Source organism: Candidatus Binatia bacterium (genome assembly GCA_036493895.1).
Taxonomy (GTDB): domain Bacteria; phylum Desulfobacterota; class Binatia; order UBA1149; family CAITLU01; genus DATNBU01.
This window is the reverse complement of sequence record DASXOZ010000043.1, coordinates 1-13080: the sequence shown is the minus strand read 5'-3', so window position 1 is coordinate 13080 and position 13080 is coordinate 1. Positions and strand designations below refer to the sequence as shown.

Below are 13080 nucleotides of genomic sequence, written 5' to 3'. Positions count from 1 at the left end.
GCGAAAGGCGCTCGCGCATGAGGTCGTACAGCGCGTCCTTGGTCTCCTGGCGGTAGAGGTATTCCAGCGCGCGGGCCCGCTTGGCGTCGTCGTGGAACTCGAAGACGTAGTACCAAGGTGCCGGGATGCCGAAGGCGAAGGCCAGTCGCGCCTGCTCGGCCATCTGGCGTGCGATGCTTTTCCCGCTGCGGCTGCGGACGCGGGCGCCCGCCTTGCGGGTGCACAGCACGATCAGCACGGCGCTGGTCGGGATCCACAGCAGCAGGCCGAAGGCCAGTATCGCCTTTTCGACCAGTCCGGTGTCGCGCCAGACCTCACGCGAAAACGTGCGGTGGATCGCCCTGGCGTCCGTACCGTCATCGGGAAGCAGCAGCCAGACGGCGGCCGCGCCGCTCAGGATCTTGACCAGCCGATTGGGACGAAGTGCCTTGGTGAACCGCTGCAGGCGCCCGGCGGGGGGGGAGGACATCCGAACCACGATACCCTAAACGGGATGACGATTTCGTGAACATGGCCACGACGGGGGCGCCTGCCCGACCGCGAAGTGCTCGTCAACACAGCGAAATTCCCAGCCCTGCCAACGGCGCGGAGGTCAGTGCACGTGCTGGTGGTGGGCGTCCGGGAAATGCGGATGGGTGTGCGTAAGTCTGTCGTGACGGTGGGGGTGGCTGTGCCGGGTTCCGGCGGGGACCGGCGGCTCGTGCACGTGCTCGTGGTGGAGGTCACCAGTGCCGTGCACGTGCTCGTGAACGTGTTCCATCCGTTCGTGGGTATGCTGGTGGGCGTGGGGCTCGGCGACGGTCAGCGCGACGCCGGCCGCCATCAGGATCGCGCTCACGGCCAGCGCCGCCGTCAGCGGCTCGTGCAGCAGCAGCAGCGCGATCGCCGCACCGAAGAACGGCGCCACTGCGAAACAGGCGCCGGAGCGCGCCGCACCGAGGTGGCGAAGCGAATACACGTAGAGGCTGAGGCTTCCGCCGTAGCTGAAGAAGCCGAGCGTCATGGCGGAGGCGACGCCGGACGGTTCCGGCAGCGACGCTCCATGCGCGAACGCGAGCACGAGGTTGGTGGTGCCGGCCGCAAGGCCGCGAAGCATTGCGACGTCGGTGACGTCGGCAAGCGAAACCCTTCGCATGAGGTTGTTGTCGAGGGCCCACGCAAGACAGGTGCCGAGCACGGCCAGAGTCGGCACCACGCCGCCGATGCCGGCTTGCGCATTGGTGGGCCAGCCGATCACGACGGCCCCGGCAACGATCGCGACGAGCCCGGCCGCGACGCGCGCGCCTGCGTTCTCGCCGAAAAATCGCCACGCCAGAAGCGTAGTGAACACACTTTCGGCGTTGAGCAGCAGTGACGCTTCGGAAGCAGGCATCTGCCGCAGCGCCGACATCAGCAGGATCGGAGCCACGACGCCCCCGATCGCAGTTGCAATCGCGAGCCATCGCCACTGTTCGCGATCGAGCTCGACCGCGAAGCGACCGCGCAGCGCCCGGAGCAGCACGAGGCCGCATCCCGAGCCGAGGTAGAGCAGCGCGGCCAGCGCCCACGGGTCGATCGTCCGCAGCAACACCTTGGCCAGCGGAGCGCTGATGCCGAACAGGAACGCGGCGGCAAGGGCAGCGAAAATCGCCATCGCCTTCCCGTTTACGCCGTCCGATGGCTTGCGGGAAACTGCAGATCACGGCGGACGTCAGCCGGGAACGCCGAGAAGTCGCTGCTGCCGTCGCGCCGCGGTGGCCGGCCCGTGCGGGCCGCGCCGAGTTTCAGTTGCCGCGGGCCGCGCACCAGCCGCTTCCAGCGCGCGGACGTCGCTATCGGCCGGGACTGTTGCAACCGCGCCGCCCCCGCGCCAAGAGCGCGCCTCAGCTATGTGGGTCCAGGCCGACACATTCACGCAGGAGCAGCTCCAGCGATTTCGCACGCTGCAGCGCCAGGTGTTCGCGACGCTGGAGCGCGTGGCTGCGACGCTGGAGCCCGGCATCAGCGAAAAAGAAGCGACACGGGAGCTGCGGCGCGAGTTTCGCGGCCAGGGCGTGACGACTTATTTCCACGTTCCTGTCGCGCTGTTCGGAGAGCGGACGACCTACCCCGGCGACTTCGGCGAGCTTGGCGCGTTGCCAACCGATCGCGTGCTTCGCGAAGACGACGCGCTCATTGTCGATGCCGCGCCGCTGCTCGACGGATTCATGATCGACTGCTCGCTCGCGGTGCCGCGTCCCGGCGCCGACACGGCGACGTTCCGCGAGGCCGATGCGCTGCTCGCGCACTGCCGCACGCACATTCTCGAGCGCGCAAGAGAGCGTGCGAACATGCGCGAGGTCGCGCGCGAAATCGATGTGTTGATCCGCGAGGCCGGCTTCGAGAACTGCCACAAGAAACACATCGGAAAAGTGCTGGGCCACCGGGTGACGCGCAGTCTCGGTGGCTGGCTCGGAGGCCAGAGAATCTGGGGACTCGCGCCGCTGCCGGTCAGTTATTTCTTCGCGTATTCGTTCGTCGCGGCCAACGCCGCGGCTTCCTTCACGCCGAACTGGAACGCGACGCGCCAGAGCGATTGCCCGCTGCAGAGCGGAATCTGGGCCGTCGAGCCGCACGTCGCGCGCGGCGAGACCGGCGCCAAATTCGAAGAGATGCTCGTCGTCACCGATGACGATGCGTTCTGGCTCGACGACGAGCTTCCGCACCACCGCCGCTGGGCGGCCGCCGCAGCCTGAGTCCGCCGCCTCGCGGCCGCGACATTCTGAAGCTGCACACTCGCCTCAGACGCGGTACTTCGCGACGAAGCCGCGGTCGATCCTGTCCTTCAGCAGCCACAGCAGACGTCCCGTCACGACGAAGCCCCATTTGGCGGCGAGCGCGCGGCGGTGCCCGAGATTGATCAGAGAAAGGAAATCACGCTGCGGTCGATAGTGCTGCAGCGGATGTCCGGCCAGGGCGGCGCGAAGATTCGCATCGAGGACCGGAGCTTCCCGCACCGCGTGCACGCCGGCTTTCGGTACCCATTCGGCACCGTCGATCGAGGCGCAATCGCCGACCGCGAACAACCCGCGTTGGCCGACTACTTCGAGAGTCGGTGCAACGCGCACGAAGCCGCGCGCGTCACGCACAAGCTCACTGTCGGCCAGCAGGGCAGGGGGAGCTGCGCCCGTGGCCCACACGACGAGTTCGGCTGGCAGGGTCCCGTCCTCGAAGACGAGCCCGTGCTCGTTCACTGCAGTCACCCGCCGCGTAGCCTCGATGCGGATGCCTCGCCTGCTCGCCAGCCGGGCCGCGACGGCGCGTACCCGAGCGGGATACGTCGGCAGAAGTCCTTCGCGTTCGCAGATGAGGAAGACTTCGCGACGCGACCCCAAGTGCGCCAGGCGCGCCTCGAGGGTGAATGACAACTCGACGCCGGCGGCACCCCCGCCGACCACTGCGACTCGCGTGGCAACGCCGGATCGCGCGGCGAGGCACCGGTCGATCTCACCAGCGAGGTGAGCGACGGGCCGTGTGGCCAGCGCGTGCTCGCGCACGCCGGGCAGGTCCAGCCCTGCCACGCTCGAGCCGATGTCGATGCTCGCGACGTCGTACGCGATGGCGCGGCCGCCGGCGGTCTCGACGGTGCGCGATCGCGCGTCGATGCGCGCGGCAACGTCGATGACGAGATCGGCGCCGGCGCGCGAAGCCAGCGGAGCGACAGGGATTTCGGCCTGGTCGACGCGATAATCGCCGGCGACCACGCCCGGCACCATTCCCGAGTACGTCGCGCAATCACGGTCGACGACGAGCGTCAGTGTCGCGCCCGGCGGAGCGGCGAGGCTCCAGCGCCGCAACACCTCGATGTGCGCGTGTCCGGCGCCGACGAGTACGACGCGACGACGCGTTGCATTCATGCGAACATTCCCAGCATCGAACGCCGCCGATTGAGCGAATGTCGGCGAATGTTCTGGACGCGGGCGGCGCGAACGGGGTAGATTCGTCGCCCGCGACCGCCGCCCCGTGCTGCGGCTTCGCAAATCGTTTCCAACCCGAGCAGGATCCCCGTGAGCAGCCTTGCCATGCGCCCCCGGCGCGAGGAAATCTTCAATACGATCACGCACGCCGCCGGCCTCGCGGCCAGCGTCGTCGGCGCGATCGTGCTCGTCGGCATGGCTGTCCACAGCGGCAAGCCCCTGGCCGTCCCGAGCACCATCGTCTACTGCTCCACGCTGATCCTGGTCTACCTGTCATCCACCCTCTACCACGGAGCGGCGCATCCGCTGACCAAGAGCCGGCTGCAGGTGTTCGACCACTGCGCGATCTACCTGTTGATCGCCGGCACGTACACGCCGTTGCTGTTGCTCGGGGTCGGCGGCCAGACGGGCTGGACGATGTTCGCGGTGGTCTGGACGATGGCGGCGGCTGGCGTCGTGTTCAAATACTTCTTCACCGGCCGCCTCGCCTTCCTGTCGATCGTGACCTACCTTGCGATGGGATGGGTCGCCGTGTTCGCCGGCAGGCCGGTGTTCGCGGCGCTTCCGCCGGTGACCGTCCTGTGGGTGGCGCTCGGTGGCCTCGCCTACACGGCCGGAAGCATCGCGTTCCTGTCGCACCGGCCATGGGCGCACACGGTCTGGCACCTATTCGTGATCGCCGGCAGCGCCTGCCACTTCTACGCGATCGTCGCCCGCGTCGGACTGCCCTGACCACCGACCTTCGGCCACCAACCCCCTATCCGGGGCCAAACCTATTACATAGCGTGTATGGGGTCAGGCACTATGCGAATGGGGTCAGGCACCACAGGAATGGGGTCAGGCACCATTCCCAGGCACCATTCTCAGTTTCGCGGCGGCTCCTGGCCGCTGCTGCGGAAGTGCAGTGCGAGCCACACGGACTCGCGGTCTGGAGCCGTCCACTCGACGCGGTGACGGCAGCCGGCCGGAATCAGTAGCGAATCGCCGGGCTCGAGCTCCACGCAGCTGTCGTAGCCCTCGAAGCGCAGCCGCGCTGCCCCGGCGAGCAGCACCACCCACTCGTCGCGGGGCTGGTCGAACCAGAGTCCCGGCGCAGTGGCGTGACCCCACGAGACGATCCTCTCGAAAAGGACGTGGTCGTTGCAAACCAGCGGCTCGAAGAGCTCGGACTCGGGGCGGACGGCGAAACGGCTCAGCAGGTTGGTGACGGTGGGACGATGCATGCGGCCCTCCGGCGGCGCAGCGGTTTGCGCCTTCGAGGTCCCCAGATTTGCAGAGCCGCGCGCGTTCTCAAGTGCCGGCGATGAACCGTGTCAGCGCCGAGGCCACTTCGCTTTCGCGTCCCTGGAAGAAATGGTCCGCGGCGGCGATGCGCACCGCTGCCGCGCCGCGAACACCGACAACGAATGCATCGAACGCCGCGGCAGGACAGAACGTGTCGCGCTCGCCCGCGACCAGCAGCACGCGAGCCGTGATCGACGAGGCGAACGCGGTGTCCATCATCGACAGCGGCGGCGCGATGGCTGCGACGGCGCGAAGCGACGACGCGCCCGCACCCGCCGCGACGCGAAGCGCGACCGCAGCGCCGAAGGAATACCCTGCAAGGACGGGCTGCGTTCCGCTCGCGCTCGCAAGCGCAGCGACAGCGGCGGCCGCGTCTTCGGTCTCGGCTGCGCCGCCGGAATGGGTGCCTTCGCTGGTGCCGACGCCTCGAAAGTCGAAGCGCAGCGTTGCAACGCCCGCGTCGGCGAGCGCGTCACAGACGGCCACGACGACGTTGTTGTGCATGTCGCCGCCGTAGAGCGGGTGAGGATGGCAGACGACGCAGGAGCGAGTCGCGCCCGGCGGCAGCGTAATGCGGCCGTCCAGCTCGAGATCGCCGCAACGAAAGCGGATCGGGGAGTCGGCGGTCATATGCTGTTCAGTGTGTACCTGACCCAGGGTTCGCGCTATCAACGCCCGCGCCTCCCCGCCGCGAAACGGCGCGTCGCCGCTGCGGCGGCATTGCAATGAGGATTCCCGCCTGTTCCCACCGGCCTCCGTGCCCCGGCTGTCCTCGCTACGGCCATGCCGGAATCGGCATCGAAGCAGCCTCGGCGCTCCAAGAGCTTGCCCGCGAGCACGGCGCCCGCCTCGATGCCGTCGTCGAGGGCAATCCACTCGAGTTTCGCGTCCGCGCGCGCCTGGCGGTGCGTGGCCGCGCCTCCTCGCCCAAGCTCGGCATCTTCGAAGAAGGATCGCACGCCATCGTCGATATCCCGAGGTGCCGGATCCATCACCCACGCATCAACGATGCCGCGCGCGCGATCCGCGACGCGATCCGACGCAGCGGCACGCGCCCGTATTCCGAACGCACGCACGCCGGCCTGCTGCGCTACGTCGAGATCGTCGTCGAAAGGACGAGCGGTCGCGTACAGATCACGCTGGTCTGCAACGATCCAAGCGAAGAGTCGGCGCTTCCGCTCGCTTCTGCTCTCGTCGACGTTCTCGGCGACCGGCTGCACGGTCTTTGGTGGAACGGTAACGACGAGAGGTCGAACACGATCTTCGGTCCGCGGTGGAAACGAATCACTGGCGACGAGGCCGTCGAAGAGAAGTTTGCCGGCGCCACGCTGTTCTTCCCGCCCGGTGCCTTCGGTCAGAGCAACCTCGATCTTGCCGAGCGACTGGTCTGCGACCTGCACTCGAGAGTGGCGCCGGGCCTCGTCGTCGCCGAGCTGCATTGCGGAGTCGGTGCGATCGGGCTCGGGTTGGTGGGCCGCTCACGCGAGCTGCGATTCAACGAAGCGAGTGCGACGGGTCTTCGAGGGCTCGAGCTCGGTGTGGCGGCGCTCGCGGAAAACCGGCGCGCGAAAGTGAAGATTGCAACCGGGCAGGCGGCCGCGGCGCACGGGATCCTGCAAGGGGCCGACTGCGTGATCGTCGATCCGCCGAGAATGGGACTGGACCCTGAGACGAGACAAGTGCTCGCCCCCGATCTCCTGCTGTACGTGAGCTGCGACCCGCTTTCGCTTGCCCGCGACGTTGCCGAGCTCGTCACGCGATCAGGAATGCGGCTCGATCGCCTGACCCCCTACGCGCTGTTCCCGCACACCAGGCACGTCGAGACCCTGGCCGAGCTGACGCGGCAGCGTCGCTGAAGCGAGCGCGCTTCGACTCGCATCAGGACCTGTGCTTCGTTTGTCTGCCAATGGGACGTTTTCGAATCCGGCGAAATACGGCAGTGGCCGTGTTCGTGGTCACTCTGCTGTCGCTGCCTGGTCCCGTCCTCGCACAGAAGGATCCCCTGGAGGCCTGCGACGCCGCGACGCGCGCGCGCCTCGTGTTCCTCGAATCGCGCCTCGACGCCGTTCGCCCGCACGAGCGGTGGTGGTGGGAAGGCTGGATGACGGTGTTCGTGATCGGAACCGCGTTCGAGGCGGTGCAGGGCGCAACCTCACGAGATCACGGCGCCCAGGCGGACGAGTACCTCGGCGCGATCGAGTCGGTCGCGGGAATCGCCGACCTGCTGTTCGACGACCGCGTGGCTCTTCGCGGCGCGCAGGCTTCCTCTTCGATGCCTGCGCAAAACGGGGAGCAGTGCGCGAAACGCCTTGAGGTCGCCGAAAAGGAACTCGCCGCGGCGGCCGAGCAGGCGCAGGATCGCTATGGCTGGTCGGAGCATCTGATCAACCTCGCCGTCAGCGGCGGCCACACCGCCATCGTCGCGGGGGCCTTCGGCGACCGCACGCGCGGGGCCACTTCGTTCGCCGTCAACGAGGTCGTCAGCGAATTGCAGGTCTGGACCGAGCCGTCGCGCCCGATCGGCGACTGGAACGACTATCGCAGCACGTTCGGCGAAGCGCGCACCGCAAGCGCGAAGCGCGAACAGTGGCAGTGGATCGCGGGACCAACGGGGCTGGGGGTGCGCTATTCGTTCTGACTACGCACGGCGCTCAGACTTCCGAGAACAGCCCTCCGACCACCCACAGCAGCACGGCCACGCCGACTCCTGTAAACGCAGTGCCGAGCGAGCCGCCGAGCGACAGCCGCTGCCACAGGCTTACGCTCGCAAGTCCGAGCGCGCCGACGCGCGCCAGGACCGGCACCTGCGTCGCGGCTGCAATCGCCGACGATGCGCGCGTGCGGGGCGCTTCTCCCGGCGCGTCGAGCACCGCCAGCACCGCGCGAATCAGCCGCATGCTCGGCCACGCCGGCGAGATCGCGACGTAGCTCGGCTCCCAGCTCGTCGGCCCGAATTTCGATTTGTACGTCGACAGCGCCTTGAAGTGGAAGCGCGCATCGAGGCGATCGAACACCAGGCGCAGCGCGGCGACGAGCCAGCGCGCGCGGCTGTCGATCTGCTCCTCGAACCCGTGCAGCGGAGCGATGCCGAGGCTCGCGTACTCGAAGCCCTGCGCAGCGAGGCTCTCGAGCGCCGCCACCGTCAGCAGCTCCGTCGTCCCGTGGGGCGACTCCGGCAGGCGGATCAGGTCTTCGAGGTACCACCCGTTGCGCCCGTAGACGGGAGAGCACGCCAGCACGGCTTCGAGGCGTCCGGCACGGCGCGCGAGGAAGATCTGCTTGCACTGCGCGTTCTCGAGCGGCGCCGTGCGCAGGATCGTCGAGGTCGACTCGCGGCCGAGCGAGCTCTGCCATTGCGCCAGCACGCTTCGGATCTCCGCTTCGAGTCGTGGCTGCCGCGCCTCGGCCGGTGTGTAACGGGTAACTTCGATCCCTTCTTTTTCAGCCTTGTTCAGGCTCCAGCGAAGGCGCTTGCCGCGGTCTCCCCGTGGACGCTTCCAGGTACGGAGGTCGAACACCGGCTCTTCGCCCACCTTGAGCACAGCGCTGTGCCGTCCGAGTGACTCGCGCGCGGTATCCTCGCCGATCGCGAGGAAGCAGGTGCGAAGGCCCGCTTCGTTCATCGCCGCGCGAAACTCGCACAACGTTGCTCCGACGTCCTTACCGGCGCAGAGTGGATCGCTCCACACCACTGCCGTGCCATGGGCCCTGAAATAGCAGATGCCGCCTTCGACCGCGTTCGCGCGGAACAACTCCCACGAGGTTTCGCAGAGAAGGAGGATCGAAAGAGGATTTCTTGCGAAGCGGTGGACGAGAGTTTCGACGATGCCGATCTCGTCTGCGGCTTGCGGCTCGCGCAGAGCCACGCTCGACTTCATCGGGAAACTCTAGAAGCGTCGGAGTCGGCCCGCAAGTCTGCTGCGTGCAAAGTGCGACCGTGCCACTGCGGGGAACGCCGCCGCAGTCCGTGTCTTTGCTCACTAACGCCTGGATGGCGACTCTGCCTTCATCAACTCTTCATGAACGTGCAACTGCGCGGAGTGGCGCGAAGGCCGATGCGACCGCAGCGGTGCAGCAGCGGCCGGTCCCATGCGTTCGGCTGTGGCCTGCTCGTTGCGGCCGCGACAGCGCTCGCGATGACGGTGCTGCCGTGTGCACACGCGGTGGCCGCGCCGCCCCCCGTGTCAGTGCTGCTGACAGAAGGTCGGATCAACGAGGCCATGGCTGCTCTTGCTCCTCGTGTACGCGATCGCAGCAGCGATGCGGAAGCCTGGAACCTGAGTTGCCGCTGTCAGTCCGCCTCCGGAAATTTCGCCGCGGCAATCGCGCTCTGTGAGAACGCAGTGGCGCTGGCCGGCGACAACGCGCAGTACCACCTGTGGCTGGCCAGGGCCTACGCGAAAGCGGCGCCGTCGGCGTCGTGGCTCGGCGCAGTCAGCCTTGCGCTGAGGGCACGGCACGAATTCGAGCGTGCGGTGGAACTCGACCCCCGCGACGCCGTCGCCCGCTCCGATCTGGCGGAGTACTACATCGAAGCCCCGGCCGTCGTCGGCGGAAGCCTCAGGGAAGCCGAAGCACAGGCCGATGCGGTGGCCGCTATCGATCCGGCGCGCGCGCACTCGCTTCGTGGCCGGATTGCCGATGCCAGGAAGGACGACGCGGCAGCCAGGTCCGAGTACGAAGCTGCAGCTCGCGAGGCGCCGCGAAACCCGACCGCCTGGTACGAGCTGGGCGATTGGTTGCGGCGCCACGGAGAGGAGGAGGGCGAACGGCGCGCGCTGGAGCACCTGCTCGATGCCGGCGTCGTCGATACGGACGGATCGCGTTTCGATGCCGCGCAGATGCTCGTCGATACCGGCGGCGACGCCGGGCTTGCGGAGAAAATCCTGAGGAAAGCCCTGGAGGCGCCGCCCCTCGAGGATCGACCTGCCTTCCGGCTCCACGTCCTGCTGGGCTCTTTGCTCGAGCACCAGGGCGACCGCGACGGCGCGGTGCACGAGTACCGGACGGCGCTCGCCATGGCATCGGAGTTTGGCCCGGCCGCGCAGGCACTGGCCAGGCTCGGAGCATAGCTCCCTTCCGCTTGCGGGTTGACGCCTCACGCGGGCGGCGGAATCATGCCCCGAGGGATGAACCAGTTCCCTCATTCAACGCTCGGCGGCGGCGTGCAGCAGGTCACGCCTGCCGTTGACCGCCAGGCGCCGCGCGACCGATTGCGCGTCCTGCTGTCGTCGCTGCCGTGGCCCGTGCTGGCAGCTGCGAGTTGCTGGATCACGAAGGTCGGTCTGGATCGCGGCATCGACGGGTCGTTCATCGTCGCCGCGGATTTCCTGTTCCTTGCGGCGGCGCTGGTGCTTCTCGAACGCGTGTTTCCGCACGAAGAGCTCTGGCAGGACAACGACGGCGAGGTCGCGCACGACGTGGTGTTCACGCTGCTCGGCTCCGGCCTTCCCGGTGCGATCGCGCATGCGCTGGTGCTGGCGGCGTTGGTCGGGGTCGCCGAGTGGATCGCACGACATGCCGGCGGATCGGTGTGGCCGGTGTCGTGGCCCGTGCCCGCGCAGATTGCTCTTGTCGTCGCGATCGGGGATTTCGGCGCCTACTGGGGCCACCGTCTCTTTCACGAAATCCCGGCGCTCTGGCCCTATCACGCCGTCCATCACGTGGTCCGGCGCCTGTGGTGGATGAACTCGGGGCGCGTGCATCCGATCGACAGCTTCGTGATGATCGTGTTCTCGATTCCGCTGCTCGTGCTGGCCGGTGCGCCCGAGGACATGATGGTGTGGCTGGCGATTTTCACGACATTCGTCGGGATGCTCTCGCACTGCAATGTCGAGATGCGCTGCGGCTGGCTGGATTGGATCTTCAACACGCCCGGCGTGCACCGCTGGCACCACTCGCGCGTGCTGGCCGAAGGCAACCACAACTACGGCGAGAACACGATGATCTGGGACGTCGTGTTCGGCACGCACTATCGCCAGGCATTGCGACGCCCGCCGGTGATGGTCGGCTCCGAGACGACGCTGCCGACCGGCATCGGCGGCCAGTTCCTCGAGCCGTTCCGCATGTGTCGCAGCATCGTCGCATCTTCGTTTGCGAAGTCGGCGGCGCCGCAGTCCTTCGGCTGAGCGGGAAAGTCGGTCGGGCACCCGCGCCGCGAGCTCGTGAGCGGCGGGTCCGGATGCCACGTCTGCCGCACGAACATCGCCCCTACGGGCTGAGTAGCGAAGACTTAGCCGGCTTTCAGCACCCCGGCGTCGTGCACCGTCTCGCCACCGAGCTCGGTGCGAAGCACGCGCGTCGCGGCGAGGTCTTCGATGCGGCATTCGAGAATGTCGCGGTCGACGATCACGAGGTCGGCATGGTTGCCCGGCGCCAGAGCGCCGATTCCCTCCCAGCCGAGAGCGCGCGCGGCGTCGCAGGTCCACGTGCGCACCGCCTCTTCGCGGCCGATCTTCTGGGCCGGACCGTCGTTGCGGCGGCCGCTTCCCCAGAACTCGTGCGTCTGCGCCAGCGCGATGTGCTCGAAGATGTTTTTCGGGCCCCAGTCGCTTCCGGCCGCGACCAGAAGGCCGGCATCGAGCAGGCGGCGAAGCGGAACGAGGTCCGCCCATACGTGCTGGCCGACGCGTTTTTCGAACAGGTCTCCCTTCGCGCACGAGAACGACATGCTGGTCGTCACGACGAAGCCGAGCGCGGCGTAGCGGCGCGCGTGCTCGGCGGTGCACAGGTAGTTGTGCTGCAGGATCCAGCGCCGGTGCGAGATCGGGGTTTTTGCCGCCAGGGCCTCGGCATTGGCGAGGAAATCATCGTGATCGGCATAGCCGGCACCGATGAAGTTCAGCCGAAGGTCGTGGGCAGAGCAGAATTCGAGTGCCAGGTTCTCGCGATGGCGCGGGACGAATTCGCGCCCGCGCGTGAGCTCGCCGTAAGGCCCGAAGTACGGCTCGCGCATTCGCAGGAATCCCGGACCGAGCGGTCCACCCCGCGACAGCGTAATGCCGCCGTGGCGCAGCAGGTCGTCGCCAAGAGAGGTCATCTCGAGCGAGAGCCTCAGATTCGCGACGAACTCTTCGTCGCTGATCGGCTTCTGCCACGGCATCGAGTACTGCTCGGCTTCGAGCGAGGTCAGCACTCGCATCTTCAGCTGGTCCATCGCGCGCAGTGCCTGGAAGAGGCCGATCTCGGCCTGCCCCATGACGTGGCCCTCGTAGATCGTCGTGACGCCGAGACCGTGGTAGCGCGCGACGCCGTCGAGCGTAGCCGGCACCGCGATCGACGGATCGAGCAGCGGAACTTTCTTCAGCAGCTCGTCCATCCACGGATCGCCGGTATAGTAGGTGTTGACCGGGCCCGACAGGCGCCCCGTCGGCTCTCCGTTGCCATCCGTCTCGATCCACACGTTGCTCTGGCGCGGAGCGGTCGCGCGGTCGATGCCGAGCGCTGCAAGCGCCGGCGAGTTGAACACGCAGATGTTCGGCGTCGTCGGTCCCCACGCCTGGATCCACACAGGGTGATCGGGCGCCGCACGATCGAGGACGCGGCGGTCGGGAAGCATTCCTTCGGCCAGATCGCGCCAGGAGCGGCGCAGAAAATAGTGCGGCTCGCCGACCGGCGTTGCCATGATCCACTGTCCCGGCGGCGTGTTCGCGGCGCGCGCGGCAATGCGACGGACGATGTCGTCGTGGGACGCGGCGTCCCAGAGCTTTACGAGGGGGTATTCGAGCAGGCTGAAGTGAAAAAGGTGAGGGTGGGTGTCGACGAATCCGGGCAGCACCGTCGCGCCGTCCAGATCGACGACGCTCGCGCCGGCGCCGGCGACCGACCTCATCTCATCGTCGCTGCCGGCCGCGACGATGCG

The 13080-nt window shown here is 67.8% G+C and carries 13 protein-coding genes; 6 read left to right on the top strand and 7 right to left on the bottom strand.

Features of this window, described 5'->3' with window-relative positions; genetic code table 11:
• Both VGK20_10870 and VGK20_10865 read right to left on the bottom strand, forming a co-directional pair.
• On the bottom strand, nt 1-469 hold a 469-nt coding region (locus VGK20_10870), incomplete at its 3' end, for a hypothetical protein (protein HEY2774535.1).
• 123 nt (nt 470-592) lie between these two features.
• Entirely contained in the window at nt 593-1633 is a 1041-nt protein-coding gene (locus tag VGK20_10865; GenBank protein ID HEY2774534.1) for an EamA family transporter, read from the bottom strand.
• Between the two features lie 235 nt (nt 1634-1868).
• On the opposite strand from VGK20_10865, the gene VGK20_10860 reads away from it, so the two are divergent.
• Nucleotides 1869-2714 carry a M24 family metallopeptidase gene (locus VGK20_10860; protein ID HEY2774533.1) on the top strand — a complete coding sequence of 282 codons (846 nt, stop codon included), beginning with the start codon at nt 1869-1871 and terminating at the stop codon, nt 2712-2714.
• Between the two features lie 45 nt (nt 2715-2759).
• Here VGK20_10860 and VGK20_10855 read toward each other — a convergent pair whose 3' ends face one another.
• Nucleotides 2760-3875 (bottom strand): FAD-dependent oxidoreductase, encoded by a 1116-nt coding sequence (locus tag VGK20_10855; GenBank protein ID HEY2774532.1) that lies wholly within the window; start codon nt 3873-3875, stop codon nt 2760-2762.
• 150 nt (nt 3876-4025) lie between these two features.
• Here VGK20_10855 and VGK20_10850 point away from each other — a divergent pair, with 150 nt between their 5' ends.
• Nucleotides 4026-4667, top strand: coding sequence for a hemolysin III family protein (locus VGK20_10850; GenBank protein HEY2774531.1), 642 nt, complete (start codon nt 4026-4028; stop codon nt 4665-4667).
• A 131-nt stretch (nt 4668-4798) separates the two neighbouring features.
• Here the strand turns inward: VGK20_10850 and VGK20_10845 are convergent, their stop codons facing one another.
• Both VGK20_10845 and VGK20_10840 read right to left on the bottom strand, forming a co-directional pair.
• Nucleotides 4799-5158 carry a cupin domain-containing protein gene (locus VGK20_10845; protein ID HEY2774530.1) on the bottom strand — a complete coding sequence of 120 codons (360 nt, stop codon included), beginning with the start codon at nt 5156-5158 and terminating at the stop codon, nt 4799-4801.
• A gap of 67 nt (nt 5159-5225) precedes the next feature.
• Nucleotides 5226-5849, bottom strand: a complete 624-nt coding sequence (locus tag VGK20_10840; GenBank protein HEY2774529.1) for an alpha/beta fold hydrolase — start codon at nt 5847-5849, stop codon at nt 5226-5228.
• Nucleotides 5850-5944: 95 nt separating this feature from the next.
• On the opposite strand from VGK20_10840, the gene VGK20_10835 reads away from it, so the two are divergent.
• Complete coding sequence (locus VGK20_10835; protein ID HEY2774528.1) at nt 5945-7075, top strand: hypothetical protein; 1131 nt, start codon at nt 5945-5947, stop codon at nt 7073-7075.
• 50 nt (nt 7076-7125) lie between these two features.
• The gene (locus VGK20_10830; GenBank protein HEY2774527.1) at nt 7126-7857 is read left to right on the top strand and encodes a hypothetical protein; all 732 of its coding nucleotides are present in this window, start codon (nt 7126-7128) and stop codon (nt 7855-7857) included.
• A gap of 13 nt (nt 7858-7870) precedes the next feature.
• On the opposite strand, the gene VGK20_10825 is transcribed toward VGK20_10830, so the two are convergent.
• Complete coding sequence (locus tag VGK20_10825) at nt 7871-9097, bottom strand: DUF2156 domain-containing protein (GenBank protein ID HEY2774526.1); 1227 nt, start codon at nt 9095-9097, stop codon at nt 7871-7873.
• A gap of 465 nt (nt 9098-9562) precedes the next feature.
• On the opposite strand from VGK20_10825, the gene VGK20_10820 reads away from it, so the two are divergent.
• On the top strand, nt 9563-10291 hold the full coding sequence (locus VGK20_10820) for a hypothetical protein (protein HEY2774525.1): 729 nt from the start codon (nt 9563-9565) through the stop codon (nt 10289-10291).
• Between the two features lie 45 nt (nt 10292-10336).
• Complete coding sequence (locus tag VGK20_10815) at nt 10337-11347, top strand: sterol desaturase family protein (GenBank protein HEY2774524.1); 1011 nt, start codon at nt 10337-10339, stop codon at nt 11345-11347.
• 104 nt (nt 11348-11451) lie between these two features.
• Here the strand turns inward: VGK20_10815 and VGK20_10810 are convergent.
• Nucleotides 11452-13080, bottom strand: a 1629-nt coding sequence (locus VGK20_10810) for an amidohydrolase family protein (GenBank protein HEY2774523.1), incomplete at its 5' end; no start/stop codon positions are given.

Excerpts from the sequence above, each read along its gene's own strand:
- VGK20_10865 (HEY2774534.1), bottom strand. The coding sequence starts at position 1,633 with ATGGCGATTTTCGCTGCCCTTGCCGCCGCGTTCCTGTTCGGCATCAGC.
- VGK20_10860 (HEY2774533.1), top strand. The coding sequence starts at position 1,869 with ATGTGGGTCCAGGCCGACACATTCACGCAGGAGCAGCTCCAGCGATTT.
- VGK20_10855 (HEY2774532.1), bottom strand. The coding sequence starts at position 3,875 with ATGAATGCAACGCGTCGTCGCGTCGTACTCGTCGGCGCCGGACACGCG.
- VGK20_10845 (HEY2774530.1), bottom strand. The coding sequence starts at position 5,158 with ATGCATCGTCCCACCGTCACCAACCTGCTGAGCCGTTTCGCCGTCCGC.
- VGK20_10840 (HEY2774529.1), bottom strand. The coding sequence starts at position 5,849 with ATGACCGCCGACTCCCCGATCCGCTTTCGTTGCGGCGATCTCGAGCTG.
- VGK20_10835 (HEY2774528.1), top strand. The coding sequence starts at position 5,945 with ATGAGGATTCCCGCCTGTTCCCACCGGCCTCCGTGCCCCGGCTGTCCT.
- VGK20_10830 (HEY2774527.1), top strand. The coding sequence starts at position 7,126 with ATGGGACGTTTTCGAATCCGGCGAAATACGGCAGTGGCCGTGTTCGTG.
- VGK20_10825 (HEY2774526.1), bottom strand. The coding sequence starts at position 9,097 with ATGAAGTCGAGCGTGGCTCTGCGCGAGCCGCAAGCCGCAGACGAGATC.
- VGK20_10815 (HEY2774524.1), top strand. The coding sequence starts at position 10,337 with ATGCCCCGAGGGATGAACCAGTTCCCTCATTCAACGCTCGGCGGCGGC.